A 20,132-nucleotide genomic window follows, 5' to 3' on the forward strand; every position below is an offset into this window, starting at 1 on the left:
AATGCCGAAAGGACGTGAAGACGGATGGCCAGCTGGCAAAAGTTCGGCATCAAGCCGGAACTCGTGGAACGCGTAAAGTTCAAAATGAAAAACCCGACGACGAAAGAGAAGATGAAGCAACTGCTCGACGGCGTAACCAAGTACGACCTCCAGGACCGGCTGAAGGTGAAGCGCCTCGTCAAATCGGCGTCCAGAATTTTAAACGAACCGCTTTCGGAACTGCAGGAGGAACAGCTCGTCAGCTTTGTGTTGAGCCAAAAAATCGACCCGCAAAACACGCTGCATCTGATCAAGCTGTGGGCGATGTTCAGGTAGAAATCCGCTCGATGCAGGACGGATCGTCGTTGGCGACGTTGCCGACCCGCTTGTCGACTTCGTAAGCTTCCATCTCCTCGTCGGGGTAGGGCGCAAGCAGCCGGTTCAGCCGCTCCGGCTCGCGGATTCGCCGGTCAAGCCAAACGCTCTCGTCCTCTTCCCGCAAAATGACCGGCATCCGGTCGTGAATGTCCGCCATCAAGCGGTTCGGGGCGGTCGTGACGACGGTGCACGTGTGCACGACTTCCCCGCTCGGGGAGGTCCACGTCTCGTACAAGCCCGCGAGGCTGAACAGTTTCTTGCTGCGCAGACTAATCCGGTAGGGCCGCTTCGCCCCGTCCGCCGCCTTCCACTCGTAAAAGCCGTCCGCCGGCAGCAGGCATCTTTTGCGCCGGTAGGCGTCGCGATAAGCGGGACGATCGGCAAGCGTCTCCGCCCGGGCGTTGATCATTTTGTAACCGATTTTGGCGTCTTCGGCCCATGGCGGGACAAGTCCCCACTTCAGCTGTCCGAGCCTGTTGCCCCGCCCGTCGCTGACGATCGCCGGCACGAGCTGTCCCGGCGCCACGTTGTAGCGGGGGGCGTAAAACGGAACGGCGACCTGTCCGGCCATGTACCGGGCGATTAATTCTTCCAGCGTGACGGTAATCGTATATCTGCCGCACATGTTTTGCGTGCCTCCTGTCGAGGTGCTGTTATGTTTAATCCTACTAGGAAAAGCGGCGCGGCGCCAGTCCGGTTGAGTCGCGGTGACGCAACTCAACCCGCCAAACGCAAACAACCGTACGCAGTTGAGTGAAAATTACCCATCTCAACTCCTCGGCAAGCACGTTACCGCTCCAATTGAGTCGTGGTGACACAACTCATCTCACAAATGCTACTCAAGAGTGCGCAGAGCCCTTCACCTACGTTTTATTGCCTAACGGCCCGTCAAGAGTCGGCAGGAAATTCGTCTCCCGTGTCAAATTATGCAGGAACAGGAAGAAGCGCCGTCACGCGTCATTAGCCCCGCTCCGAGCAAATTCACGGCCCAGATTACCGGAACGGATTTGAATTGGGTCGGATCGGATCTTAGCTTCGCGTCATGAACAGGGCGTCGACCCTGTACCGCCTCGTTTCATTTTCAAGATGCATGTTCGAAAGAGCGTTACCCCCTTTAACAGGAGCTGCCGCTCTTATCCTGCAAAGGGGGATGAAGCGTGAAAAAGCCGATCGTTTATGCGCTTGCGCTGGCGCTCGTCGCGGCCAGCCAGCTTCTGGGTGATCCTGCTCGTCCGCCGCGCCGGGCGGGAGCTGTCCGGACCGGGCGGAGACGGCGACGGGAGCGCGGAATCGGAGGGTCATGCGGAGCGACGGATCGATATCGCCGTTTGACGTTGTTGACGAAATTTCGATTAAGCGGTATATTCGAAAAGGATAAATCGTACGGACAACCGAAAATCGCCCCCGGGAGCTTAGGGAACTATGCTGAGAGGAAAGCTGATCCGCTTTCGACCGGATAACCTGATCTGGATAATTCCAGCGTAGGAAGGTGGCCGCAATCGCGACGGTTTCGTTGCGTTTGCCTAAGTGCAGCTTGTGCGCCCTCCGAGATCGGGGGGCGTTTTTCATGCGTTCCGTAACCAGGGAAAGAGTGGATTGGGGAGGATGGCCATGGAACGGCAACATCAAAGAAAAGGCTGGAAATCGAAAGGGGCGGCCGCGTTCGCGGCGCTGCTTGTAATAGCGGGCTGCGGAGCCGGCGGGAACGGGGGAAGCGGCAACGAAGGCGGGGCCGCCGCTTCTCCTTCCGCGACGGCGCAGCCGCTCAAGGAAATCAAAGTCGTGCTCGACTGGACGCCGAACACGAACCATACGGGCCTGTACGTAGCGGCGGCGCAAGGCATGTGGGAGAAGCGCGGCCTGGACGTCGAAATCGTGCAGCCGCCGGAAAGCGGCGCGGATCAGATGGTCGCGAGCGGAGCGGCCGAATTCGGCGTCGGCACGCAGGAAGGGCTGACGCTCGCCCGCGAGCAGGACATTCCGCTCGTGTCGCTGGCGGCGGTCATTCAGCACAATACGTCGGGCTTCGCTTCGCCCGCGGACAAAAACATCACCGAGCCCAAAGATTTCGAAGGCTATACGTACGGAGGCTGGGGGTCGCCGGCCGAGGAAGCGGTCATCGGCTCGATGATGAAGGAGCAAGGGGCGGACGTCGGCAAAGTCAACATCGTCAACATGGGCATGGCCGATTTCTTTACCGCGGTGCAAAAGGACATCGATTTCGCCTGGATTTTTTACGCGTGGACCGGAATCGAAGCGGAGCAGCGCGGCATTCCGATCAATATGGTGTACTTGTCCGATTTCAACGAGCAGCTCGATTATTACACGCCGGTGCTCGAGACGAGCGAGAAGATGATCGCGGAGCAGCCGGACGTCGTGCGCGCGTTCGTGGAAGGGGCGTCCGAGGGGTACGAGTACGCGATCGAGCATCCTGCCGAAGCCGCGGACATTTTGCTCGAAGCGGTGCCGGATTTGAACGCCGAGCTGGTCAAGGAGAGCCAGGAATGGCTGGCCGGCAAATATCAGGACGACGCTCCCCGCTGGGGCGAGCAGAAGCGGGAAGTTTGGTCCGGCTATGCCGAATTTTTGCGGGAGCACGATCTGCTGAAAAAGGAACTCGACATCGACGCGATGTTTACGAACGAGTTTTTGCCCGAATAAACGATAAAACGAAACGCAACGGAAAGCGGGGAAACGACGATGGCGCAAGCGCTGCTCAGCATTCAAATTTTACCGAGAACAAAGTCCGGGGACGACAGCGTCTATCCGTACGTGGACAAAGCGATCGACATCATCAAGGCTTCCGGCGTCCCTTACCGCGTCGGTCCGCTGGAGACGACGATGGAAGGCGATCTGGACCTGCTGCTGGATATCGTCAAGCAAATGAACGCCGCCATGTTCGAGCTCGGCAGTCCGTCCGTCTTGTCCCAAATCAAGCTGTCCGTCGATCGGGATAGCAACGCCTCGATGGCGCGGCTGCTGCAAAATTATCCCGATGGGAAGTAAAGCGTACCGCCGCGTCCTTCTGCCGGCCGGGACGCTGGCCGGCATTGTGCTCGTATGGCAGGCGTGCTGCTCGCTGCTTCGCATCGATCCGTGGATGCTGCCGAGCCCGCTGGCCATCGCCGAGCGGATGGGGACGGACGCTTCGCGGCTTGCGGAGCAATCCGTTTCCACCCTGCTGCTGGCGCTCAAAGGAATCGGGCTCGGCGTCGGCTTCGGCGTGCTGTCGGCGATCCTCTTTCATCTGATTCCCGGCGTGCGGACGGCGCTGTCTCCGATCATCATCATTACGCAAAACATTCCGATCATCGCGCTCGGGCCGCTTCTCATGCTGTGGTTCGGCTTCGGGCTTTTGCCCAAGCTGATTTTGCTGGTGCTCGTCTGCTACTTCCCGGTCGCCTGGTCGATGCTGGCCGGCCTCGGTCAGTCGGAGCCGCATCTGCGCGAATATTTGGCCATGATCGGCGCGAGGCGCTGGGAGGTGCTCCGAAGGCTGGAGCTTCCGGCTTCGCTGCCGTACTTCTTTTCCGGATTGAAAATTACGGCGACATACAGCATTTCTTCGGCCATCGTGGCGGAATGGCTCGGAGGCAGCGAAGGCATCGGCCACTATCTTGTCTTGAAGAAAAACGGCTACGATACGGCCGGCGTTTTTTCGGCCATCATCTGCATCATCGTGCTGTCGCTCGCGTTTTACGGGCTTGCCGCGCTGCTCGAGCGGCTTTCGATCCGCTGGCGCCCGGCCGGAACCGAAGCGAAGGGAGGGAGGAACGCATGAACGCGCAAAACCGTCCCAAGCTGGAGCTCTCCGGCATCAGCAAAAGCTACGCGCGGGGCAAGCTGAGCCATCCCGTGCTGGACCGCATTTCGCTGACCGTACGCGCCGGCGAGTTCGTGACGCTCATCGGGCCGTCCGGCAGCGGCAAGTCCACGCTGTTCCGGCTGATCGGCGGCGTGGAGCGGCCCGACGAAGGGGAGATCCGGATCGACGGCGAGCTGTCGACCGGCCGGCGCGGGCGGATCAGCTACATGCCGCAGCAGGCGTCGCTTTTTCCGTGGCTGTCGGTATCGGCGAACATTTCCTCGGCGTTGACGACCGCCGGCGTGCCGGCGAAGGAAGCGGCCGCCCTGGCGGACCGGTGGCTCGACCGCATCGGACTCGGCGGCGTGGCGAAGCAGTATCCGCACGTGCTGTCCGGCGGGATGCAGCAGCGGGTGTCGTTTTTGCGCGCTTTGCTCATGCCTCGCGGCTTGATGTGCCTGGACGAGCCGTTCGCGGCGCTCGACGCGCTGACGAGGGCGGACATGCAGGCGTGGCTGCTCAAGCTGTGGGAGGAGGAACGCCGCTCGGTGCTGTTCGTGACCCACAGCATCGAGGAGGCGCTCACGCTGTCGGACCGCATTTACGTCCTGTCGCTGGCGCCGGCCCGCGTGCTTGCGGAGCTTGAAATCCCGTTTCCCCGTCCGCGGCGGACGGACGTCTGGACCGAGCCCGCTTTCGTCGAGCTCAAGCGCCAGGTGCTCGAGTTGCTCGGAGAGACGGGCGGCGGGCAAGGCCGTTAAACGTTAACGTCGTCTCCAATCGTACTCGCCCGATCTGCGGCGCAAGCTGCCGGATCGGGCGAGCGCGCGTTTGCGGGCGTGCCGCGCCGGAGGCGGGGGATTAACGAGCTTCCTGCATTCGCGCAATTTCGGCTACGATCTCTCGCCGTTCCGTTTTTTCGAGGGCGGCGATTTCCGGCTGCGCCGGAATGTCGAACCGGAGGTGCGAATGCGCAAATTTCAGCACTAACGTTCCGATTCGATTCCGCTACCGAACGTACGACAAGTTTCAGGAAGCGAAAATCAGGCTGTTGAAATCGCTGCAAAACGCGGTCTACGCCGAGGAAACGGTCCGGCTCAAGTCCGCGATCGGAAACGCCGCGTCCGGGGATTTGCCCGCCCTCAGCGCGCTGATCGAGTCCGCGCGGGAGGCGCGGCATCGCCGGCAGCGAGAGCAGCTGCGCGGGCTGCACCGGCTGTATCGGCTTTGCGAGGCGCTCGGATTGCTTTGAATTCCGCCGCAAACCCGCGCCTGACCGCGCCATGCGAAGCCGATCCGAAGGCGCGCCGAAAATGGCTTTGAGAAAGGGGGCGTCGGCCATGGCCGTTGACGCTCATATTCATTTGGATTCGTATCCGCCCGATCGGCGGGAGCAGCTGCTGAACCGGGCGTTTGCGTCCGGCGTGGAGGGGCTCGTTGCCGTTTCCATGGGGTTCCGATCGTTCGCCGTCGTTCGCGAGTGGGCGGCGCGGTTCCCGGGCCGCATCCTTCCCGCATACGGGCATCACCCCGAACAGCCGCCCCTTGCGGAGGAGGAGCTCGCGAGGATGCGCGACTGGATCGGGCAGCTCGGGGACGGCGCATTCGCCATCGGCGAAGTGGGGCTGCCTTACTATTTGCGGACGGAAGCGGAAACGTCGGGCCGTTCGTTCGACGAGGCTCCCTATATCGTTCAGCTCGAAGCCTTCGTCCGGCTGGCGGCGGAGCTGGACCGCCCGATCGCGCTTCATGCCGTTTACGAAGACGCCGACAAGGCGCTCGAGCTGCTGGAGCGCCACCGGGTGCGGCGCGCGCATTTCCACTGGTTCAAAGGCGGGCCGGAAACGATAAACCGCATCGTCGCGCGCCGGTACATGATCTCGATCGCGCCGGACGTGCTGTACGAGCCGGAAATCCGCGAGCTCGCGGCGCGCGTGCCGCTTGCGCAGCTCATGACCGAAACGGACGGGCCCTGGCCGTTCGAAGGACCGTTCGCGGGCAAGGAAACCGTGCCGGAAATGGTGCTGGACGTCGTCCGCGAGATCGCCTCGCTGCGCGGTTCGGACGAAGCGGAGACGGCGGCGGTTCTGCGCGCGAATGCGCGAAGATTTTACGGGATCGGGTGAAATGAACAATTTTTTGATCGAAACCTGATTGAAATTTGATCATTTGTCTATTAGAATGATAGCAACGATGGATTTCCCGGTATAAGGAGAAACTTGATGCCAAATTCCAGACAGGAACAATTGATTCGCTGTCTCGGCGAGAAATCGCCGCTGTCGGTGGAGGAGCTGTCCGTCCTGCTTTCGGTTTCGGAAGCGACGGTCCGGCGGGATCTCGTCGAGCTTGAAGACAAAGGCCTGATCGTCCGCCAGCGCGGCGGCGCTTCCTTGCCCGGATTGGGCGTCGAGCCGCTGTTCAACCAACGTCAAAAGCTCAATCGGGATTGGAAGAGGAAGATCGCCCAGCACGCCGCCGAGCAAATAGCGGAAGGCGAAGTCATCGCGCTTGATGTCGGAACGACGACGGCCGAGCTTGCCAAGGAACTGCTCAAAAAGGCCAACCTCACCATTTTCACGTACTCGCTGCAGGTGGCGAGTATTTTGTCCCGAAGCCGCCATAAGGTGTATATCGTCGGCGGGCATTTTCGCATGTCGGAAATGTCGATGGTCGGCTCCATCGCGCTGAGCACGATCAAGCAATTCAACTTCGACCGGTTTTACCTCGGGCTTGCGGGCTTGTCCAAATTCCAGGGCCCGACCGATTTCAGCCTCGAGGAAGTAGAAATCAAACGCGCCCTTATCGAACGTTCCAAGCAGGTGATCGCGCTGGCGGATCCTTCGAAATTCGGCGTTTCCTCCTTGGTCAAGGTATGCGAATTCGATGAAATCGACGAGATCGTGACGGAGGAGAGCGGGCGCAAGGCGGCGGAAGAGCTGGAATTCGCGGGCAAAATAACGATCGTATAGCGCGTGGCGGTTATGCGGAAAGAGCGGGAGCGGCGTTCCCGTTCTTTTTTTGCATGTCAACATTGTTGAATTTCTGCCCCTCGCCATCCGCCCAGGGGCGATTCGGAGAATCGGTTCCGGCTTTCAATTTATATGTAATAAAACATGACGCTATAAAAGTGAATGTTTGTTCCAGAAACCCGCCTCATTTTGCAATTATGCCCACATTTGTGCATGAAACTATGGTTTTTTCGTTCGGTTCAAGGTGATTTTTGATTTTTTTTGATTGAAACATGATTTTTTGTTGACAGTATTTGATCGAAATATTATATTTAACTTACGGAACGAGAAAAGGGTTATGTGATTTATGTGTAATGTAAGATGACATCATTTCTTCGTTTGCCGCCTGCTCCGGACCGGACCTTCCGTCCGGCAACGCCGAACGCATCATACTTGCAGAGGAGGAGTCGATATGGCCGTCACATCGACCGAAGGAGTGCCGGAACAAAAGCGAAGCAAGCCGATGCCGTTCCCCGTGATCGACACGGACGTGCACGAGCGTTTCGCTTCCGTCGAGGAATTGCTTCCTTATATGAAGGAGCCGTTCTTAAGCTACATGAAGCATTGGACCGGATGGGGAGAACTCAAATATACGCATCCGATCGGCGGCTCCAGGCTGGATTCGCTGCTGCCCAACGGCAACGTGCCGGGTTCCGACTACGATGTGCTCCGGGAGCAGCTGTTGGACGAGTACGACATTCAGTACGCGATCTTGACCGGGCTGTTTTATCCGGCGACGATGGAGGCCCAATTCGAGCTGGCCGGGGCGCTAGCCGCCGCCTATAACGAATGGGTGGTCGACAACTGGCTGGGCAAGGACGACCGGTTTCTCGGATCGATTCACGTCGCGCCGCAAATTCCGGAGCTCGCGGTCCGGGAAATCGAAAAATGGGGCGATCATCCGAAAATGGTGCAGGTGCTGCTGCCGATCGGCAACGTCGCGCTCGGGGATCCCTACTATCACGCGATCTATGAAGCCGCCCAGCGGAAAAACCTCGTCATCGGCATGCACCAGGGCAACTCGGTCACTTCCTGCTTCGGACAGCCCCGCTACTATGTCGAATGGCATACGCTTCTTTCCCAGGCGTTCATGGCCACCGCGGTCAACCTCATCCTGAACGGCGTGTTCGACAAGTACCCCGGAACGCGCGTCGCCATGATCGAAGGCGGATTTTCCTGGGTGCCGTCGCTCATGTGGCGCATGGACCACAATTACAAATCGCTCCGCGTCGAAGTGCCGTGGGTCAAACGGCTGCCGAGCGAATATATCAAGGATCACTTCCGCTTCGCCACCCAGCCGATCGAGGATCCGAACCCGCAGTTCATGCTGCGGATGGTCGAAATGATGGAGAGCGACGAGCTGCTCATGTTCTCCACCGACTACCCCCACTGGGACTTCGATTCGCCGCTGCGCAGTCTTCCGACGACTTTTTCCAACGAACTGAAACGCAAAATCTTTTACGACAACGCCAAAAATTTCTACAAGCTGCCGGACAGGCCGAACGCTGCGAGGTGACGTTGACATGAGACAAGTGGTTTGCAAGGCCGACGAAATGGCTTGCGGCGAAAAACGGGCCGTCCAGATCGGCACGCGCTCGCTCGTGCTCGTCCGGACGAACGACGGGGACTATTGCGCGCTGCTCAACGCCTGCCCTCATCAGGGGGCGAGGCTGTCGGATGGCGACCTGACCGGAACGACGCTGCCTTCCTCCGTCGGGGAGTACGTGTTCGGCCGGGAAAGCGAAGTGCTGCGGTGTCCCTGGCACCGCTGGGAATTCGACGTCAAAAGCGGCAACACGCTGTTTCCGGACAGGCGGGCTTGCGTTAAGCGGTACGAGGTGACGATCGAAGAAGGAGACGTCGTCATTCATTACTAATACGTCTCGCAGAAGGGAGCGGGGAGAGGATGGCTATGGCTGCGGAACAACTCGGGAAGGTGGCCCGGTCCGAAGCGTGGGCGCTCGAATTCAAGGACGTGGGCAAAACGTATCAACGTCACACCGGCGAAAAGGTTGCGGTCGTGCGCGACGTCAACCTGAAGCTCGAGAAAGGGGGCTTCCTCTGCTTGCTCGGCCCGAGCGGCTGCGGCAAAACGACGCTGCTGAATCTCGTCGCCGGCTTCGAGGGAGCGACCGCGGGGGAAATTCTCGTGAACGGCAAAGCCGTCAAAGGGCCCGGGCCGGAGCGGGGCGTCGTGTTCCAGAACGATCTGGCGCTGTTTCCGTGGCTGACGGTCGAAGAGAATATCGCCTACGGCCTGAAAATCAAAGGCGTGCCGAAACGGGAACGCCGGGAGCAGGCGCTCGCGTGGATGAAGCAGGTCGGGCTCGAGCAACACGGGAAAAAGTATCCGAGCGAGCTTTCCGGCGGGATGAAGCAGCGGGTGCAGATCGCGCGGGTGCTCGCGAACGATCCGGACATTTTGCTGATGGATGAGCCCTTTGCCGCGCTCGACGCGCAGACGCGCACGCACCTGCAGCTGGAGCTGTCCTCGATTTGCCGGCGGTCCGGCAAGACGGTCCTGTTCATCACCCACGACATTCAGGAGGCGCTGCTGCTGGCGGACCGGATCGTCGTCATGGCGCGGGCGCCGCAGGAGAACATCAAGGCGGACTTCAAGGTCGATTTGCCTTACCCAAGGGAGCGGATGAACGAGCAGTTCGCGGATTTGTACAACCGGCTGCTCGACGAGATCGACAATCCGTTCAAGGCGCAGACGGCCCCGCAGCTTGCGATAGCGGGAAAAACGTCCGGCGAAAAGGACTGAAACGATGAACGTTCGAGCGTTATGGCGCAACAAAAGTTGGACGGCGGGCCTGATCGGCTGCCTGATCTTCGCCCTGCTGTGGCAAATCGCGGCGATGGCGTCGGGACCGGATTTTTTGCCCGCTCCCGCCCGGGTGATCGGCACGTTTATCGAAATGCTGGGCACGAGGGAGTTTCTCCTTACCGTTCTCGCGAGCTACGAGCGGGTTTTCGCCGGCTGGGCGATCGGCGGCTTGCTCGGCGTCGTTCTCGGCATCCTGATGGGCCGCTACAAGCCGCTTAGTCAATTTTTTTACTCGCCGATTCAGTTTTTCCGGGTCATTCCGTCGGTCGCGCTCGTTCCGATTCTTGTCATCTGGCTCGGCATCGGCGAAGCGATCAAAATCATCATCATCGCCTACGGCGTGCTGTTGGTCGTGGCCGTCAGCATTTCGGACGCGGTGCACCGGGTGTCCGCCTCGCGCCTTAGGGCGGCGCAGTCGATGGGAGCGGGTCCGCTCAGGCTGTTCTGGGGCGTGCTCATCCCGTCCGTCATGCCGGAAATTTTGAAGGGGGTGCGGGGCGCGCTGGCCTTCGCCTTCATGAGCATCGTCGGCATCGAGATGCTCGCGGCGCAAAACGGGATCGGCCAGCTCATCTGGAACGCGCGGGTGCTGCACGAGACGGAAACCGCCCTGTCGGGCATTCTGGCCCTCGGATTAATGGGGATAACGGCCGATTTTGCCGTTCGAACGGTGTTCCGGTTAACGGCTCGCCGGTTCATGCTGCGGGGGTGACTTGACATGATCCGATCACAGAAGACGTATATGAAATGGATTCTCGGCCTATTGCCGTTCGCGCTCGCGCTTGCCATCTGGTATGCCCTGTCGGCGTCGGGGGCGGTGCTGGAGCTGTTCCTGCCAAGCCCGGCCCAAACCTGGGACACCTTCGTCGCCCTGCTTCGCGACGGAACGCTGATCGAAAGCGTCGGCGTGAGCCTGCGAAGGCTCGTCGTCGGCTGGCTGATCGGCGTGCTTGCCGCCACGCTGGTCGGGTGGGCGCTCGGCATGTTCGATTGGGCGCGCCGCGCGGTACAGCCGCTGCTTTTTCCGCTTCGTTTTATCGAACCGGTCGCCTGGCTGAGCATGGTCATTCTCTGGTTCGGCACCGGCGAAACCTCCAAAATCCTGCTGCTCGCCTATTCTTCCTTTTTCGGTTCTTTTCTGTATATATTAACCACCGTTTCCAATATTGATGAAACCAAACTGCGAGCATCGCGCTCCCTCGGAGCCAACCGCCGGCAGCTGTTTACGAGCGTCATCGTGCCGTCCACCATACCCGGCATTCTGTCCGGAGCCCGGGTCGGCATGGGTTACAGCTTCCTGACGATCGTTACGGCCGAGATGGTCAATTCCACGTCCGGAGTCGGGTACATCATCGCCTACGGCAGCGTCTACATGCAGGCGGACCGGATTTTCGTCGGAACGATTGTGGTCGGGCTGATGGGCATCGCCGTCGATTGGCTGTTCCACCGCACGACGCGCAGGTTTGGCCGAAAGTATTTTCTGGACCACATTTAACAAGGTTTCAACAAAATATAAATCTTGAAAAGGTGGAGAGGTCAACATGAAATTCGGAAAATTCGGTCTAATCGTTTCGCTTGTCGCCGCCATGTCGCTTGTCGCCGCATGCGGAAGCAATTCGGGAAGCGGCGGGGGGGCCGCCTCCGGTTCCCCGTCCGGAGAGGCGTCCGCAAGCGCCGCGCCGGCGGAAAGCGCGAAGCTCGTCATCGCCCGGGAATCGGGCGCCTCGTCCGGGCTGCTGTTCATTGCGGACAAAAAGGGCTTTCTGACGGAGCAGGGCCTCGAATACGAAATCGCTTCTTATGCCAACGGCTCGGCCGCGGTCGATGCGCTGCAGGCGAAAGAAATCCAGGTGGCGTTCGGAGCCGCCGACACGTTCCCGATCCGCGGAGCCGACAGCGGAATCAAGGGGCTTGCCGCCATCAGCCAACAGCCGGACGCCGTGCAGCTCGTCGCGAGCAGCGACGTTAACGGCCCGGAAGACCTGAAGGGAAAAAGCATCGGCGTCGTGCCGAACACCGTCAGCCAGTTCGTGCTCGAGAACGTGTACATGGAGCAGGCGGGACTCAAGTCCGGCACCGATTACACTTCGGTTCCGACGCAGCCGGCGCAAATGGTCGCGCTGATGGCGCGCGGCGGCATCCAGGCGTTCGCGCTGTGGGCGCCGTTCCCGGCGAAGGCGGTCGAAAGCATGGGCGACAAGGTCAAAATTCTGGAATCCGCGGGCAATCTCGGCTTCCCGAACACGACGTTCATGCTCGTTCGCGAGGATTCCCTGACCGACGACGCGTACCGCGCTTCGTACGTCAAGTTCCTCAAAGGGCTTAAGCAGGCGCAGCAATTTCTCGCCGAAAACCCGGACGAGTCCGCGCAAATTATCGGCGATGCGACGCAGGTGTCGAAGGAAGACGCGCTCGCCACGCTCGAGGACATCCGCCTGGAGCCGTTCCTCGACGACTCGGCGTATACGGAAATCAAGACGTATAACGACGTGCTGCTCAAGTCCGGCACGATCGAGGCGGCGGTCGACGGCAGCACGGTTATCGACGATTCGATTATGAAAGAAGCGGGGCTGTAACGAACGGGAGGAGGCCGGTCCCGCCGCGCGCCCGGCGCCGGGACGGCCGAGTCCGCCCGAACCCGCCGGGGCGGGGGCTGGCGCTCGCCTCCCTGCGGCGATCCCGACACAGGAGGGCGAATAGATGGCGAAAGAGCACGTTTTGGACCCGTCTCCGCAGACGGTGCATTGGGGATATATCGGCGGCCCGCAGCGGCCGGCGCTGACGGTCGACCCGGGAGATTTGCTTACGCTCCGCTCGGTAAGCGGAGACCCCGCCGATCCGGTGCCGGAGGATTGGATTTCCGAGCCGCTGAAAACGATTCATGCCGAGGTCCGCGACAAAGGGCCGGGCGTTCATATTTTGACCGGTCCCGTATGGGTGAACGGCGCGGAGCCGGGCGATACGCTGGCCGTGACGATCGGGCCGATCCGGCCGACGGCGCCGTACGGCTTCAACTACATGGGGCCGACTTCGGGGCTGTTCCGGGAAGAGCCGGAGGTTGCCGAAACGGCCGTCATCGCCTATGACGAGGAACGGCAGAACGGCTTCCTCGGCAGGATCAAGGTGCCGCTTCGTCCGTTTTTCGGCATTGTCGGCGTAGCCCCTCCCGAAAGCTGGGGACGCATTTCCAGCGTCATTCCGGGCCGTTACGGCGGCAACATGGACAACAAGGAATTGATCGAAGGCACGACGCTGTATTTGCCGGTGCTTCGCGACGGCGCCTTGTTTTACGCAGGGGACGGCCACGGAGCGCAGGGCGACGGCGAGGTCAACGTGACCGCGATCGAGACGTCGCTGGAAGGCCGGTTCGAATTCGGCCTGATCAAGGGAACGGGCCAGAGGTGGCCGTACGCGAAACGCGGGTCGCTGTTGATCAGTATGGGCTTCGACGAGGATTTGACCGCGGCGCTCAAGGACAGCGTCCGGCAGATGATGGAACTGCTCGAAGACGGGTACGGCTTTTCGGCCATGGAAGCTTATCGCGTCTGCAGCCTGGCGGCGGATTTTCGCATTACCCAGGTCGTCAACGGCGTGAAGGGCGTTCACGGCATGCTGGATACGTCCGTCATCGCGGAGGAAGGCGCATAACGAACTCGGAACGAAACGGAGGCAAACCGCATGCTGTCGCAAAAAGACAATGAAAGGATTACGCAAGTCGGAGAAGGCACGCCTGCAGGCGAGCTGTTCCGCAGGTACTGGATTCCGGCCTTTTTGTCGGAGGAGCTTCAAGCCGGCGGCGCGCCGCTTCCGGTGAAGCTGCTCGGAGAGCGGCTCGTCGCCTACCGCAACAAGGAAGGCACACTTGGCCTTTTGGGCGAGTTTTGCCCGCACCGGGGCACGTCGCTTACGCTCGGACGCAACGACGATTGCGGGCTGACCTGCATTTACCACGGCTGGGCGTTCGATACGGAAGGCGCCTGCACGAGCATGCCCTCGGAGCCCGATTACAGCAAATTCAAGGAAAAAATCAAAAACAAAAGCTATCCCGTCCATGAAGCGGGAGGCATCGCCTGGACGTATATGGGACCTCCCGAGCTTCGGCCGCCGGTTCCGAATTTCATCTGGACGTCGCTGCCGGAGTCGCACCGGATGGTCGCGAAAGTGTATCAGGAATGCAACTACATGCAAATTTGGGAAAACGAAATCGACTACATGCACGCCTCCTTCGCGCATTTGGCCCTGAAGGAGCAGGACATGAAGGAAGGAGCGCTCAGCACGGAGCTCGGCATCAATCCGTCCCATCCGCTGGTGACCTCCCGCAATCCGCTGCTCAGCGTGCAGCCGACGACGTACGGCTTCCGCAATATGTTCGTCGGCCAGACGGACCAGACCGAGAACGCGCAGCAGTTCATTCTCGAAGCGCCGATTTTGATGCCGTCCTTCGCCTATACGCCGCGCGTTCCGGAGGAGGACCACCTGTTCCACGCCTATGTGCCGATCGACGATACGACGACGTGGTCCTACGACGTCCACTTTACGCTCGAACGCCCGCTGAACCACGAGACGCAAAAGGAACGCCGCGGCTTGTGGGTCGATGAAAACTATAAAAAAATCTACAACAAGGACAACAACTACAAGCAGAACCGCGAGCTGATGGACGGCGACAATTTCTCCGGCATTCTCGGCATCAGCAACCAGGATCACGCGGTGACCGAAAGCATGGGCCCGATCGTCGACCGGTCCAAAGAGCATCTCGGCACGAGCGACGTCGGCGTCATCGCGCTGCGGCGCATGGTGCTTCAATCGATCAAGCGGATGGAAAAGGGAGAGCCTCCGATCGGCCTCGACCCAACGATTCCGACCGACAAAATCTACAGCGAAGGCGTCATTGCGCCCAAGGGCATCCCGTGGGAGGAAGCCTGTCCGCTGAATCCGGCATTCTCGCCGGTCAAAACCGAAAAGCCGGAGCTGACGAAGGGGGGAGCCGGATGAACGGATCCCCGGCCGCGCACGACGGAACGGCGATCGGAGCCGTGCATTTGAAAGTAAGCGATCTGGCGCGGTCGGTCCGCTATTACACCGAAACGATCGGCCTTGGCGTGCTGAACCGCTACGGCGGGCTCGTGCGGCTGACGGCCGACGGCACGTATCCGCTCATCGTGCTCGAGGAGCTTCCGAACGCGCGCGTGCTGCCTCCCGGACGCAACAGCGGCTTGTACCACTTCGCGCTGCTCGTTCCGAGCCGCGCCGATCTCGGCGGCGTGCTGAAGCGCTTGCTTGAGACGAAAGCCGGCTTCGGCTCGGCGGACCACGACGTGAGCGAGGCGCTGTACTTGACCGATCCCGACGGCATCGGCATCGAAATTTACCGGGATCGCGACCGGTCCGAGTGGACGACGCTGCCGAGCGGAGAGGTGTACATGTCCACGGACCCGCTCGACGGCAAGGGCCTGCTGCGGGAAGCGCCGGAAGGCGAATGGAAAGGGCTTCCGGTCGGCACGAAGGTCGGCCACGTGCATCTGCACGTCGGCGACTTGAAAACGGCGGAGGAGTTCTACTGCGGCCTGCTCGGCTTCCGGCCGATGCTGCGCTTCGGGCCTTCGGCGCTGTTTACCGGCGCCGGCGGCTATCATCACCATATCGGCCTGAACGTCTGGGCGGGCGTCGGCGCGCCGCCGACGCCGGACGACGCGACGGGGCTTTCGTTCTTTACGATCGTTTATCCCGATCCGGCCCATATCGAGCTGATTCTGCGGGAGCTGGAGCGCCGCGGCGTCCGGACGGAGGCGAAAGGCGACGCCTATTACTTCCGCGATCCGTTCGGCATCGGCATCCGGCTGACGACGTGCGGCATTTTGTAGACGGCGATATGCGGCGGCGATGGCCGCCGCCAACGAAACGAGGTGAAAGCGATGTCCGCTTATGCGCTTGGAATCGATATCGGCACGACGGCCGTCAAAGTCATCCTGCTGTCGGAGGACGCGATCGTCTACCAAACGAGCGCGGAGCACCATTTGCTCTCCCCCCGGCACGGCTGGGCGGAGGAGGACCCGCGGCAGTGGTGGAGCAACGCCGCGAAGGCGGTTCGCGAGACGCTGGCCGCGGTGCCGGACGCGCGGGACGGCATCCGGGCGATCGGCGTCAGCGGCATGGTGCCGGCGATCGTGCTGCTGGACGAGCGCGGCGAGCCGCTGCGCAACAGCATCCAGCAAAACGACGCGCGGGCCGTCCGGGAGATCGAGGAAGTGAAGGGCGCGCTGCCCCAGGCGGAGCTGTTCGCGGCGACCGGCGGCTTCACCAACCAGCAGCACGTGCTGCCGCGGCTGCTCTGGGTGAAGCGCAACGAGCCGGACGTCTGGAGCCGGATCCATGCCGTGATGGGCTCTTACGATTACGTCAATTACAAGCTGACGGGACGAAAATCGCTCGAAATGAACTGGGCGGTCGAAAGCGGCATGTTCGACATCCGTTCCCGGAAGTGGCTTCCGGAAACGTTTTCCGGCTTCGGGCTTGCGCCGCAGTGGCTGCCCGAGGTGTTCGAATCGGGCGACATCGTCGGCGAGGTCGGCGCCGAAGCGGCGGCCGAAACCGGCCTTAAAGCCGGCATCCCGGTCATCGCGGGAAGCGCCGATCACGTGGCGTCGACGCTGGCGGCCGGCATCGTGGAGCCCGGCGAGCTGCTGATCAAATTCGGCGGCGCCGGCGACATCCTGTACTGCACGGACGAGATTCGCCCCGTGCCCGAGCTTTTTTTCGATTATCACGTGTGTCCCGGCAGCTATTTGCTCAACGGCTGCATGGCGTCCAGCGGCTCGCTCGTCAAATGGTACGCCAAGGAGTTTCTTCAGGACGAATCGCCAGACTTGTTCGCCCGGCTGGATCGGGACGCGCAGCGGGTTGCGCCCGGCTCCGACGGCCTGATCATTCTTCCGTATTTTCTCGGAGAGAAGACCCCGATTTTCGATCCGGAGGCTCGCGGCGTCATGTTCGGGCTCAGTCTCGCGCACAAGCGGGAACATATTTTCCGGGCGATTTTGGAATCGGTCATTTACGGCTTCCGGCATCACATCGAAATCATTCGCGAAAAGGGGTTCGAGCCGACCGCGATCCGGGCGACGAACGGCGGCGCCAAAAGCAGGTTCTGGTGCCAAATCGCCGCCGACGCGCTGAACGCGGACATCCGCTCGTACCCTTCGCATCCGGGCTCGGCGCTGGGCGTGGCGTTTCTGGCCGGCAAGACGACGGGCGTCTACCGCTCGTGGGAGCAGATCGCCGGCTTTCTGACCGAGTACCGGGATTTTCGGCCGCGGAAGGACGATGCGGCGATATACGACAAAAGCTATGCGATCTACCGGAAGCTTTATGAGCAGCTCAAGCCGTCGTTTCGGCAGGTAAACGGGCTGTACGGCTGACGGACGGATCACGGGCGGATCACGGACGGATAACGGGCAGATCTCGAACGGATCACGGACGGCGGCAGGGGCAGGCGGTACGGATCCGGCGAAAACGGCAGCCGCAGGCCCCTCGCGGGCGTCCGCGGCGCGCCCGTCGGAACCGGATCGCGCCATTCCGGCCGCGGCAACCGACAGGAGGAACGAACATGGGAGAACTCGACAATCAAATCGCCGTCGTGACGGGCGCGGGCAGCGGCATCGGCCGCAGCATCGCCGTTCGTCTGGCGGAGGCGGGAGCGACGGTCGTCGTCGCCGACGTGAGCGAACCGGCCGGGAAGGAGACGCTGGCGCGGCTTCCCGCCGCCCCAGGCGGCGAGCACGCGTTCGCGCGGATCGACGTCACGAGCAAGGACAGCGTCGGGGAGGCGTTCGCGTCGATCGCGGAGCGGTTCGGACGCATCGATATTTTGGTCAACAACGCCGGCGTCTCCACGATGAACCGGATCGAGCAGTTGACCGAAGCGGAATGGGATTTCAATTTCAACGTCAACATCAAAGGCGTGTTCCTTTGCACGCAGGCGGCTTTGCCGTACATGAAGGCGCAGGCGAAGGGAAAAATCGTCAACACCGCCTCGATGGCGGGCAAGCGCGGCGTGCCGCTGCTGGCCCACTACGCGGCGTCCAAATGGGCCGTCATCGGCTTCACGAAAAGCGCGGCGATCGAATTCGCGCCGTTTAACATCACGGTCAACTGCGTATGCCCCGGCTACGTGAAAACCGGCATGCAGGACCGGGAACTGCAATGGGAAGGCGAGCTTCGGGGCATGACGCCGGACGAGGTGCGGGAAGAGTATATTCGGCTGACGCCGCTCGGCCGGCTGGAGGAGCCGGAGGACGTCGCCAAGGCCGTCTGGTTTCTGGCGACCGACCACGCCGGCTTCATCACGGGCGAAGCGCTCGACGTCACCGGCGGAGCCGATCTGCTTTGATCCGCTCCGGCCCTTATTGCGGTAAGCAAGCACTCCTACTTTACGATCGGAGGGATCGTTCATGAAGTTCGACGCGCTGCACTATCCGAACCCGTCGCGCCGGACGGCCGTGTACGGCCGGAAGGGCATGGTCGCCACCTCGCAGCAGCTCGCCGCCCAGGCGGGGCTCGAGATGCTGAAGAAGGGCGGCAACGCCGTCGATGCGGCGGTGGCGACCGCCGCCTGCCTGACCGTCGTGGAGCCGACCTCCAACGGCATCGGCGGGGACGCGTTCGCGCTCGTTTGGACGGGCGGCAAGCTGCACGGGCTCAACGCGAGCGGTCCCGCTCCGGCCGGCATCTCCATCGCCGCGCTTGCGGCGCTGGGACATCGCGAAATGCCGAAATACGGCTGGCTTCCGGTCAACGTGCCCGGAGCGCCGGCCGGTTGGGCGGAGCTGTCGCGCCGTTTCGGCCGGCTGCCTTTTCGCGAGCTGCTTGCGCCCGCGATTCGCTACGCGGAGGAGGGCTATGCCGTATCCCCGACGCTCAGCCGCTTCTGGAACATGGCGTACGACCGCCACCGCGCGGAAATGACGGGCGAGCTTTTCGACGAGTGGTACAAGACGTTCACGCTGAACGGCAAGCCGCCCGCGCCGGGGCAAATCTGGGCGTCGCCGGATCATGCCCGGACGCTGCGCGAGATCGCCGAAACGGCGGCGGAGTCGTTCTATCGCGGCGAGCTGGCCGAGCGGATCGACCGGTTCGCGCGGGAAACGGGAGGCTTTCTCCGGAAGGAGGATCTTGCCCGCTTTGCGCCCGATTGGGTGGAGCCGATCAGCGCCCGCTACAAGGGCTACGACGTCTGGGAGATTCCGCCGAACGGCCAGGGCATCGTGACGCTGATGGCGCTCAATATTTTGAAGGGGCTGGACGAGAGCGCGTTCGGTTCGCCGGAGCATGTCCACCGGCAGATCGAAGCGATCAAGCTGGCGTTCGAAGACGGCTTGTGGGAAGTGACCGATCCGGCCCGCATGGCGCCGGGAACGGTCGCCTCGCTGCTGTCGGACGCCTATGCGGCGGAGAAGCGCAAGCGGATCGGAGACCGCGCGCTCGAGCCGCGCCCGTCGCCGGTTCCGACCGGCGGCACGGTTTACCTGTGCGCGGCGGACGGCGAAGGCAACATGGTTTCCTACATTCAAAGCAACTACATGGAGTTCGGTTCCGGCCTCGTCGTGCCGGGCACGGGCATCGCCCTGCACAACCGCGGCCATTCCTTCTCCCTGAACCCCGGCCACATGAACGCGCTGGAGCCGGGGAAGCGGACGTATCATACGATCATTCCGGGATTTTTGTCCCGGGACGGCGAGGCCGTCGGACCGTTCGGCGTGATGGGCGCGTTCATGCAGCCGCAGGGCCATCTCCAGGTCGTCGTGAACGCGGTGGACGGAGAGCTCAACCCGCAGGCGGCGCTTGACGTGCCGAGGTGGCGGTGGGACGAGGGCAAAAAGATTTTGATCGAGCCGTCGTTTCCGAAAGAGCTGGCCCGGGAGCTGGCGGAGCGGGGGCACGAGCTGGAAGTCGCCGAAAACGCCGGCTTGTTCGGCCGGGGGCAGATCATCTGGCGCGATCCGGACACCGGGGTGCTCTGCGGCGGCACCGATCCCCGCACCGACGGAGCCGTGGCGGCTTGGTAGCCCCGAAGGCTTCGCAAGCGGGGAATGTCCCCCGCGCAGGCCGCAGAAAGCAAACGCGAACAGGAGGGCGACCG

23 protein-coding genes and 1 riboswitch are annotated in these 20,132 nt (G+C 61.8%); of the genes, 21 read left to right on the forward strand and 2 right to left on the reverse strand.

From position 1 onward, the window contains the following. Positions 1-24: 24 nt before the first annotated feature. The gene (locus JW799_RS20260) at positions 25-315 is read left to right on the forward strand and encodes a stage VI sporulation protein F (protein WP_080840239.1); all 291 of its coding nucleotides are present in this window, start codon (positions 25-27) and stop codon (positions 313-315) included. Here JW799_RS20260 and JW799_RS20265 read toward each other — a convergent pair. Then, positions 308-982: an SOS response-associated peptidase gene (locus tag JW799_RS20265; protein WP_080840237.1), complete on the reverse strand. Its 675-nt coding sequence runs from the start codon at positions 980-982 to the stop codon at positions 308-310. The two genes, JW799_RS20260 and JW799_RS20265, sit on opposite strands and share 8 nt — an antisense overlap. Before the next feature lie 551 nt (positions 983-1,533). Between JW799_RS20265 and JW799_RS20270 the strand changes: the two genes are divergently transcribed. From JW799_RS20270 to JW799_RS20290, 5 genes are all read left to right on the forward strand, one after another. Further along, positions 1,534-1,689 (forward strand): hypothetical protein, encoded by a 156-nt coding sequence (locus tag JW799_RS20270; RefSeq protein WP_205431425.1) that lies wholly within the window; start codon positions 1,534-1,536, stop codon positions 1,687-1,689. 62 nt (positions 1,690-1,751) lie between these two features. Then, positions 1,752-1,862: riboswitch (TPP riboswitch) on the forward strand. A 106-nt stretch (positions 1,863-1,968) separates the two neighbouring features. After that, the gene (locus tag JW799_RS20275; protein ID WP_420830644.1) at positions 1,969-3,018 is read left to right on the forward strand and encodes an ABC transporter substrate-binding protein; all 1,050 of its coding nucleotides are present in this window, start codon (positions 1,969-1,971) and stop codon (positions 3,016-3,018) included. Positions 3,019-3,057: 39 nt separating this feature from the next. Beyond that, positions 3,058-3,363 (forward strand): thiamine-binding protein, encoded by a 306-nt coding sequence (locus JW799_RS20280; protein ID WP_080840227.1) that lies wholly within the window; start codon positions 3,058-3,060, stop codon positions 3,361-3,363. Then, complete coding sequence (locus JW799_RS20285) at positions 3,353-4,138, forward strand: ABC transporter permease (protein ID WP_205431427.1); 786 nt, start codon at positions 3,353-3,355, stop codon at positions 4,136-4,138. Before JW799_RS20280 ends, JW799_RS20285 begins: the two co-directional genes overlap by 11 nt. Beyond that, the gene (locus JW799_RS20290; protein ID WP_205431428.1) at positions 4,135-4,923 is read left to right on the forward strand and encodes an ABC transporter ATP-binding protein; all 789 of its coding nucleotides are present in this window, start codon (positions 4,135-4,137) and stop codon (positions 4,921-4,923) included. Before JW799_RS20285 ends, JW799_RS20290 begins: the two co-directional genes overlap by 4 nt. Before the next feature lie 100 nt (positions 4,924-5,023). Here the strand turns inward: JW799_RS20290 and JW799_RS30295 are convergent, their stop codons facing one another. Continuing rightward, complete coding sequence (locus tag JW799_RS30295) at positions 5,024-5,149, reverse strand: DUF6022 family protein (RefSeq protein WP_420830645.1); 126 nt, start codon at positions 5,147-5,149, stop codon at positions 5,024-5,026. Here JW799_RS30295 and JW799_RS20295 point away from each other — a divergent pair. From JW799_RS20295 to JW799_RS20365, 15 genes are all read left to right on the forward strand, one after another. Then, positions 5,112-5,414: a hypothetical protein gene (locus tag JW799_RS20295; protein WP_205431430.1), complete on the forward strand. Its 303-nt coding sequence runs from the start codon at positions 5,112-5,114 to the stop codon at positions 5,412-5,414. The two genes, JW799_RS30295 and JW799_RS20295, sit on opposite strands and share 38 nt — an antisense overlap. A gap of 88 nt (positions 5,415-5,502) precedes the next feature. Continuing rightward, the gene (locus JW799_RS20300) at positions 5,503-6,288 is read left to right on the forward strand and encodes a TatD family hydrolase (RefSeq protein WP_080840216.1); all 786 of its coding nucleotides are present in this window, start codon (positions 5,503-5,505) and stop codon (positions 6,286-6,288) included. A 96-nt stretch (positions 6,289-6,384) separates the two neighbouring features. After that, positions 6,385-7,131: a DeoR/GlpR family DNA-binding transcription regulator gene (locus tag JW799_RS20305; protein ID WP_205431431.1), complete on the forward strand. Its 747-nt coding sequence runs from the start codon at positions 6,385-6,387 to the stop codon at positions 7,129-7,131. 451 nt (positions 7,132-7,582) lie between these two features. After that, positions 7,583-8,686 carry an amidohydrolase family protein gene (locus JW799_RS20310; protein ID WP_080840212.1) on the forward strand — a complete coding sequence of 368 codons (1,104 nt, stop codon included), beginning with the start codon at positions 7,583-7,585 and terminating at the stop codon, positions 8,684-8,686. Between the two features lie 7 nt (positions 8,687-8,693). After that, positions 8,694-9,047 (forward strand): Rieske (2Fe-2S) protein, encoded by a 354-nt coding sequence (locus tag JW799_RS20315; RefSeq protein WP_205431433.1) that lies wholly within the window; start codon positions 8,694-8,696, stop codon positions 9,045-9,047. Positions 9,048-9,082: 35 nt separating this feature from the next. Further along, positions 9,083-9,937: an ABC transporter ATP-binding protein gene (locus tag JW799_RS20320; protein ID WP_240353353.1), complete on the forward strand. Its 855-nt coding sequence runs from the start codon at positions 9,083-9,085 to the stop codon at positions 9,935-9,937. 4 nt (positions 9,938-9,941) lie between these two features. Beyond that, positions 9,942-10,712 (forward strand): ABC transporter permease, encoded by a 771-nt coding sequence (locus JW799_RS20325; RefSeq protein ID WP_080840206.1) that lies wholly within the window; start codon positions 9,942-9,944, stop codon positions 10,710-10,712. Positions 10,713-10,718: 6 nt separating this feature from the next. Next, a complete protein-coding gene (locus JW799_RS20330) occupies positions 10,719-11,495 on the forward strand; it encodes an ABC transporter permease (RefSeq protein WP_080840204.1) in 777 nt (258 codons plus the stop codon). 46 nt (positions 11,496-11,541) lie between these two features. Further along, a complete protein-coding gene (locus JW799_RS20335) occupies positions 11,542-12,576 on the forward strand; it encodes an ABC transporter substrate-binding protein (RefSeq protein WP_205431437.1) in 1,035 nt (344 codons plus the stop codon). A 124-nt stretch (positions 12,577-12,700) separates the two neighbouring features. Then, positions 12,701-13,648 carry an acetamidase/formamidase family protein gene (locus tag JW799_RS20340; RefSeq protein ID WP_205431439.1) on the forward strand — a complete coding sequence of 316 codons (948 nt, stop codon included), beginning with the start codon at positions 12,701-12,703 and terminating at the stop codon, positions 13,646-13,648. A 30-nt stretch (positions 13,649-13,678) separates the two neighbouring features. Continuing rightward, positions 13,679-14,992, forward strand: coding sequence for a Rieske 2Fe-2S domain-containing protein (locus tag JW799_RS20345; RefSeq protein ID WP_205431449.1), 1,314 nt, complete (start codon positions 13,679-13,681; stop codon positions 14,990-14,992). Continuing rightward, positions 14,989-15,861, forward strand: a complete 873-nt coding sequence (locus JW799_RS20350) for a VOC family protein (RefSeq protein ID WP_205431451.1) — start codon at positions 14,989-14,991, stop codon at positions 15,859-15,861. The genes JW799_RS20345 and JW799_RS20350 overlap by 4 nt, the downstream gene beginning before the upstream one ends. Before the next feature lie 51 nt (positions 15,862-15,912). Further along, positions 15,913-17,412, forward strand: coding sequence for an FGGY-family carbohydrate kinase (locus JW799_RS20355; protein ID WP_205431453.1), 1,500 nt, complete (start codon positions 15,913-15,915; stop codon positions 17,410-17,412). A gap of 188 nt (positions 17,413-17,600) precedes the next feature. Continuing rightward, complete coding sequence (locus JW799_RS20360; RefSeq protein ID WP_080840192.1) at positions 17,601-18,383, forward strand: SDR family NAD(P)-dependent oxidoreductase; 783 nt, start codon at positions 17,601-17,603, stop codon at positions 18,381-18,383. Between the two features lie 61 nt (positions 18,384-18,444). Next, complete coding sequence (locus JW799_RS20365) at positions 18,445-20,058, forward strand: gamma-glutamyltransferase family protein (protein WP_080840189.1); 1,614 nt, start codon at positions 18,445-18,447, stop codon at positions 20,056-20,058. The last annotated feature ends 74 nt before the right edge of the window (positions 20,059-20,132 follow it).

The organism is Cohnella algarum, assembly GCF_016937515.1.
Lineage (GTDB): Bacteria > Bacillota > Bacilli > Paenibacillales > Paenibacillaceae > Cohnella > Cohnella algarum.

Bases quoted from the DNA above. Each gene is read 5' to 3' on its own strand.
- JW799_RS20270 (WP_205431425.1), top strand. From the start codon at position 1,534: ATGCGCTTGCGCTGGCGCTCGTCGCGGCCAGCCAGCTTCTGGGTGATC.
- JW799_RS20300 (WP_080840216.1), top strand. From the start codon at position 5,503: ATGGCCGTTGACGCTCATATTCATTTGGATTCGTATCCGCCCGATCGG.
- JW799_RS20350 (WP_205431451.1), top strand. From the start codon at position 14,989: ATGAACGGATCCCCGGCCGCGCACGACGGAACGGCGATCGGAGCCGTG.
- JW799_RS20355 (WP_205431453.1), top strand. From the start codon at position 15,913: ATGTCCGCTTATGCGCTTGGAATCGATATCGGCACGACGGCCGTCAAA.
- JW799_RS20315 (WP_205431433.1), top strand. From the start codon at position 8,694: ATGAGACAAGTGGTTTGCAAGGCCGACGAAATGGCTTGCGGCGAAAAA.
- JW799_RS20265 (WP_080840237.1), bottom strand. From the start codon at position 982: ATGTGCGGCAGATATACGATTACCGTCACGCTGGAAGAATTAATCGCC.
- JW799_RS20285 (WP_205431427.1), top strand. From the start codon at position 3,353: ATGGGAAGTAAAGCGTACCGCCGCGTCCTTCTGCCGGCCGGGACGCTG.
- JW799_RS20260 (WP_080840239.1), top strand. From the start codon at position 25: ATGGCCAGCTGGCAAAAGTTCGGCATCAAGCCGGAACTCGTGGAACGC.
- JW799_RS20345 (WP_205431449.1), top strand. From the start codon at position 13,679: ATGCTGTCGCAAAAAGACAATGAAAGGATTACGCAAGTCGGAGAAGGC.
- JW799_RS20290 (WP_205431428.1), top strand. From the start codon at position 4,135: ATGAACGCGCAAAACCGTCCCAAGCTGGAGCTCTCCGGCATCAGCAAA.
- JW799_RS20320 (WP_240353353.1), top strand. From the start codon at position 9,083: ATGGCTGCGGAACAACTCGGGAAGGTGGCCCGGTCCGAAGCGTGGGCG.
- JW799_RS20275 (WP_420830644.1), top strand. From the start codon at position 1,969: ATGGAACGGCAACATCAAAGAAAAGGCTGGAAATCGAAAGGGGCGGCC.
- JW799_RS20325 (WP_080840206.1), top strand. From the start codon at position 9,942: ATGAACGTTCGAGCGTTATGGCGCAACAAAAGTTGGACGGCGGGCCTG.
- JW799_RS20305 (WP_205431431.1), top strand. From the start codon at position 6,385: ATGCCAAATTCCAGACAGGAACAATTGATTCGCTGTCTCGGCGAGAAA.
- JW799_RS20340 (WP_205431439.1), top strand. From the start codon at position 12,701: ATGGCGAAAGAGCACGTTTTGGACCCGTCTCCGCAGACGGTGCATTGG.
- JW799_RS20335 (WP_205431437.1), top strand. From the start codon at position 11,542: ATGAAATTCGGAAAATTCGGTCTAATCGTTTCGCTTGTCGCCGCCATG.
- JW799_RS20330 (WP_080840204.1), top strand. From the start codon at position 10,719: ATGATCCGATCACAGAAGACGTATATGAAATGGATTCTCGGCCTATTG.
- JW799_RS20310 (WP_080840212.1), top strand. From the start codon at position 7,583: ATGGCCGTCACATCGACCGAAGGAGTGCCGGAACAAAAGCGAAGCAAG.
- JW799_RS20365 (WP_080840189.1), top strand. From the start codon at position 18,445: ATGAAGTTCGACGCGCTGCACTATCCGAACCCGTCGCGCCGGACGGCC.
- JW799_RS20280 (WP_080840227.1), top strand. From the start codon at position 3,058: ATGGCGCAAGCGCTGCTCAGCATTCAAATTTTACCGAGAACAAAGTCC.
- JW799_RS20360 (WP_080840192.1), top strand. From the start codon at position 17,601: ATGGGAGAACTCGACAATCAAATCGCCGTCGTGACGGGCGCGGGCAGC.
- JW799_RS20295 (WP_205431430.1), top strand. From the start codon at position 5,112: ATGTCGAACCGGAGGTGCGAATGCGCAAATTTCAGCACTAACGTTCCG.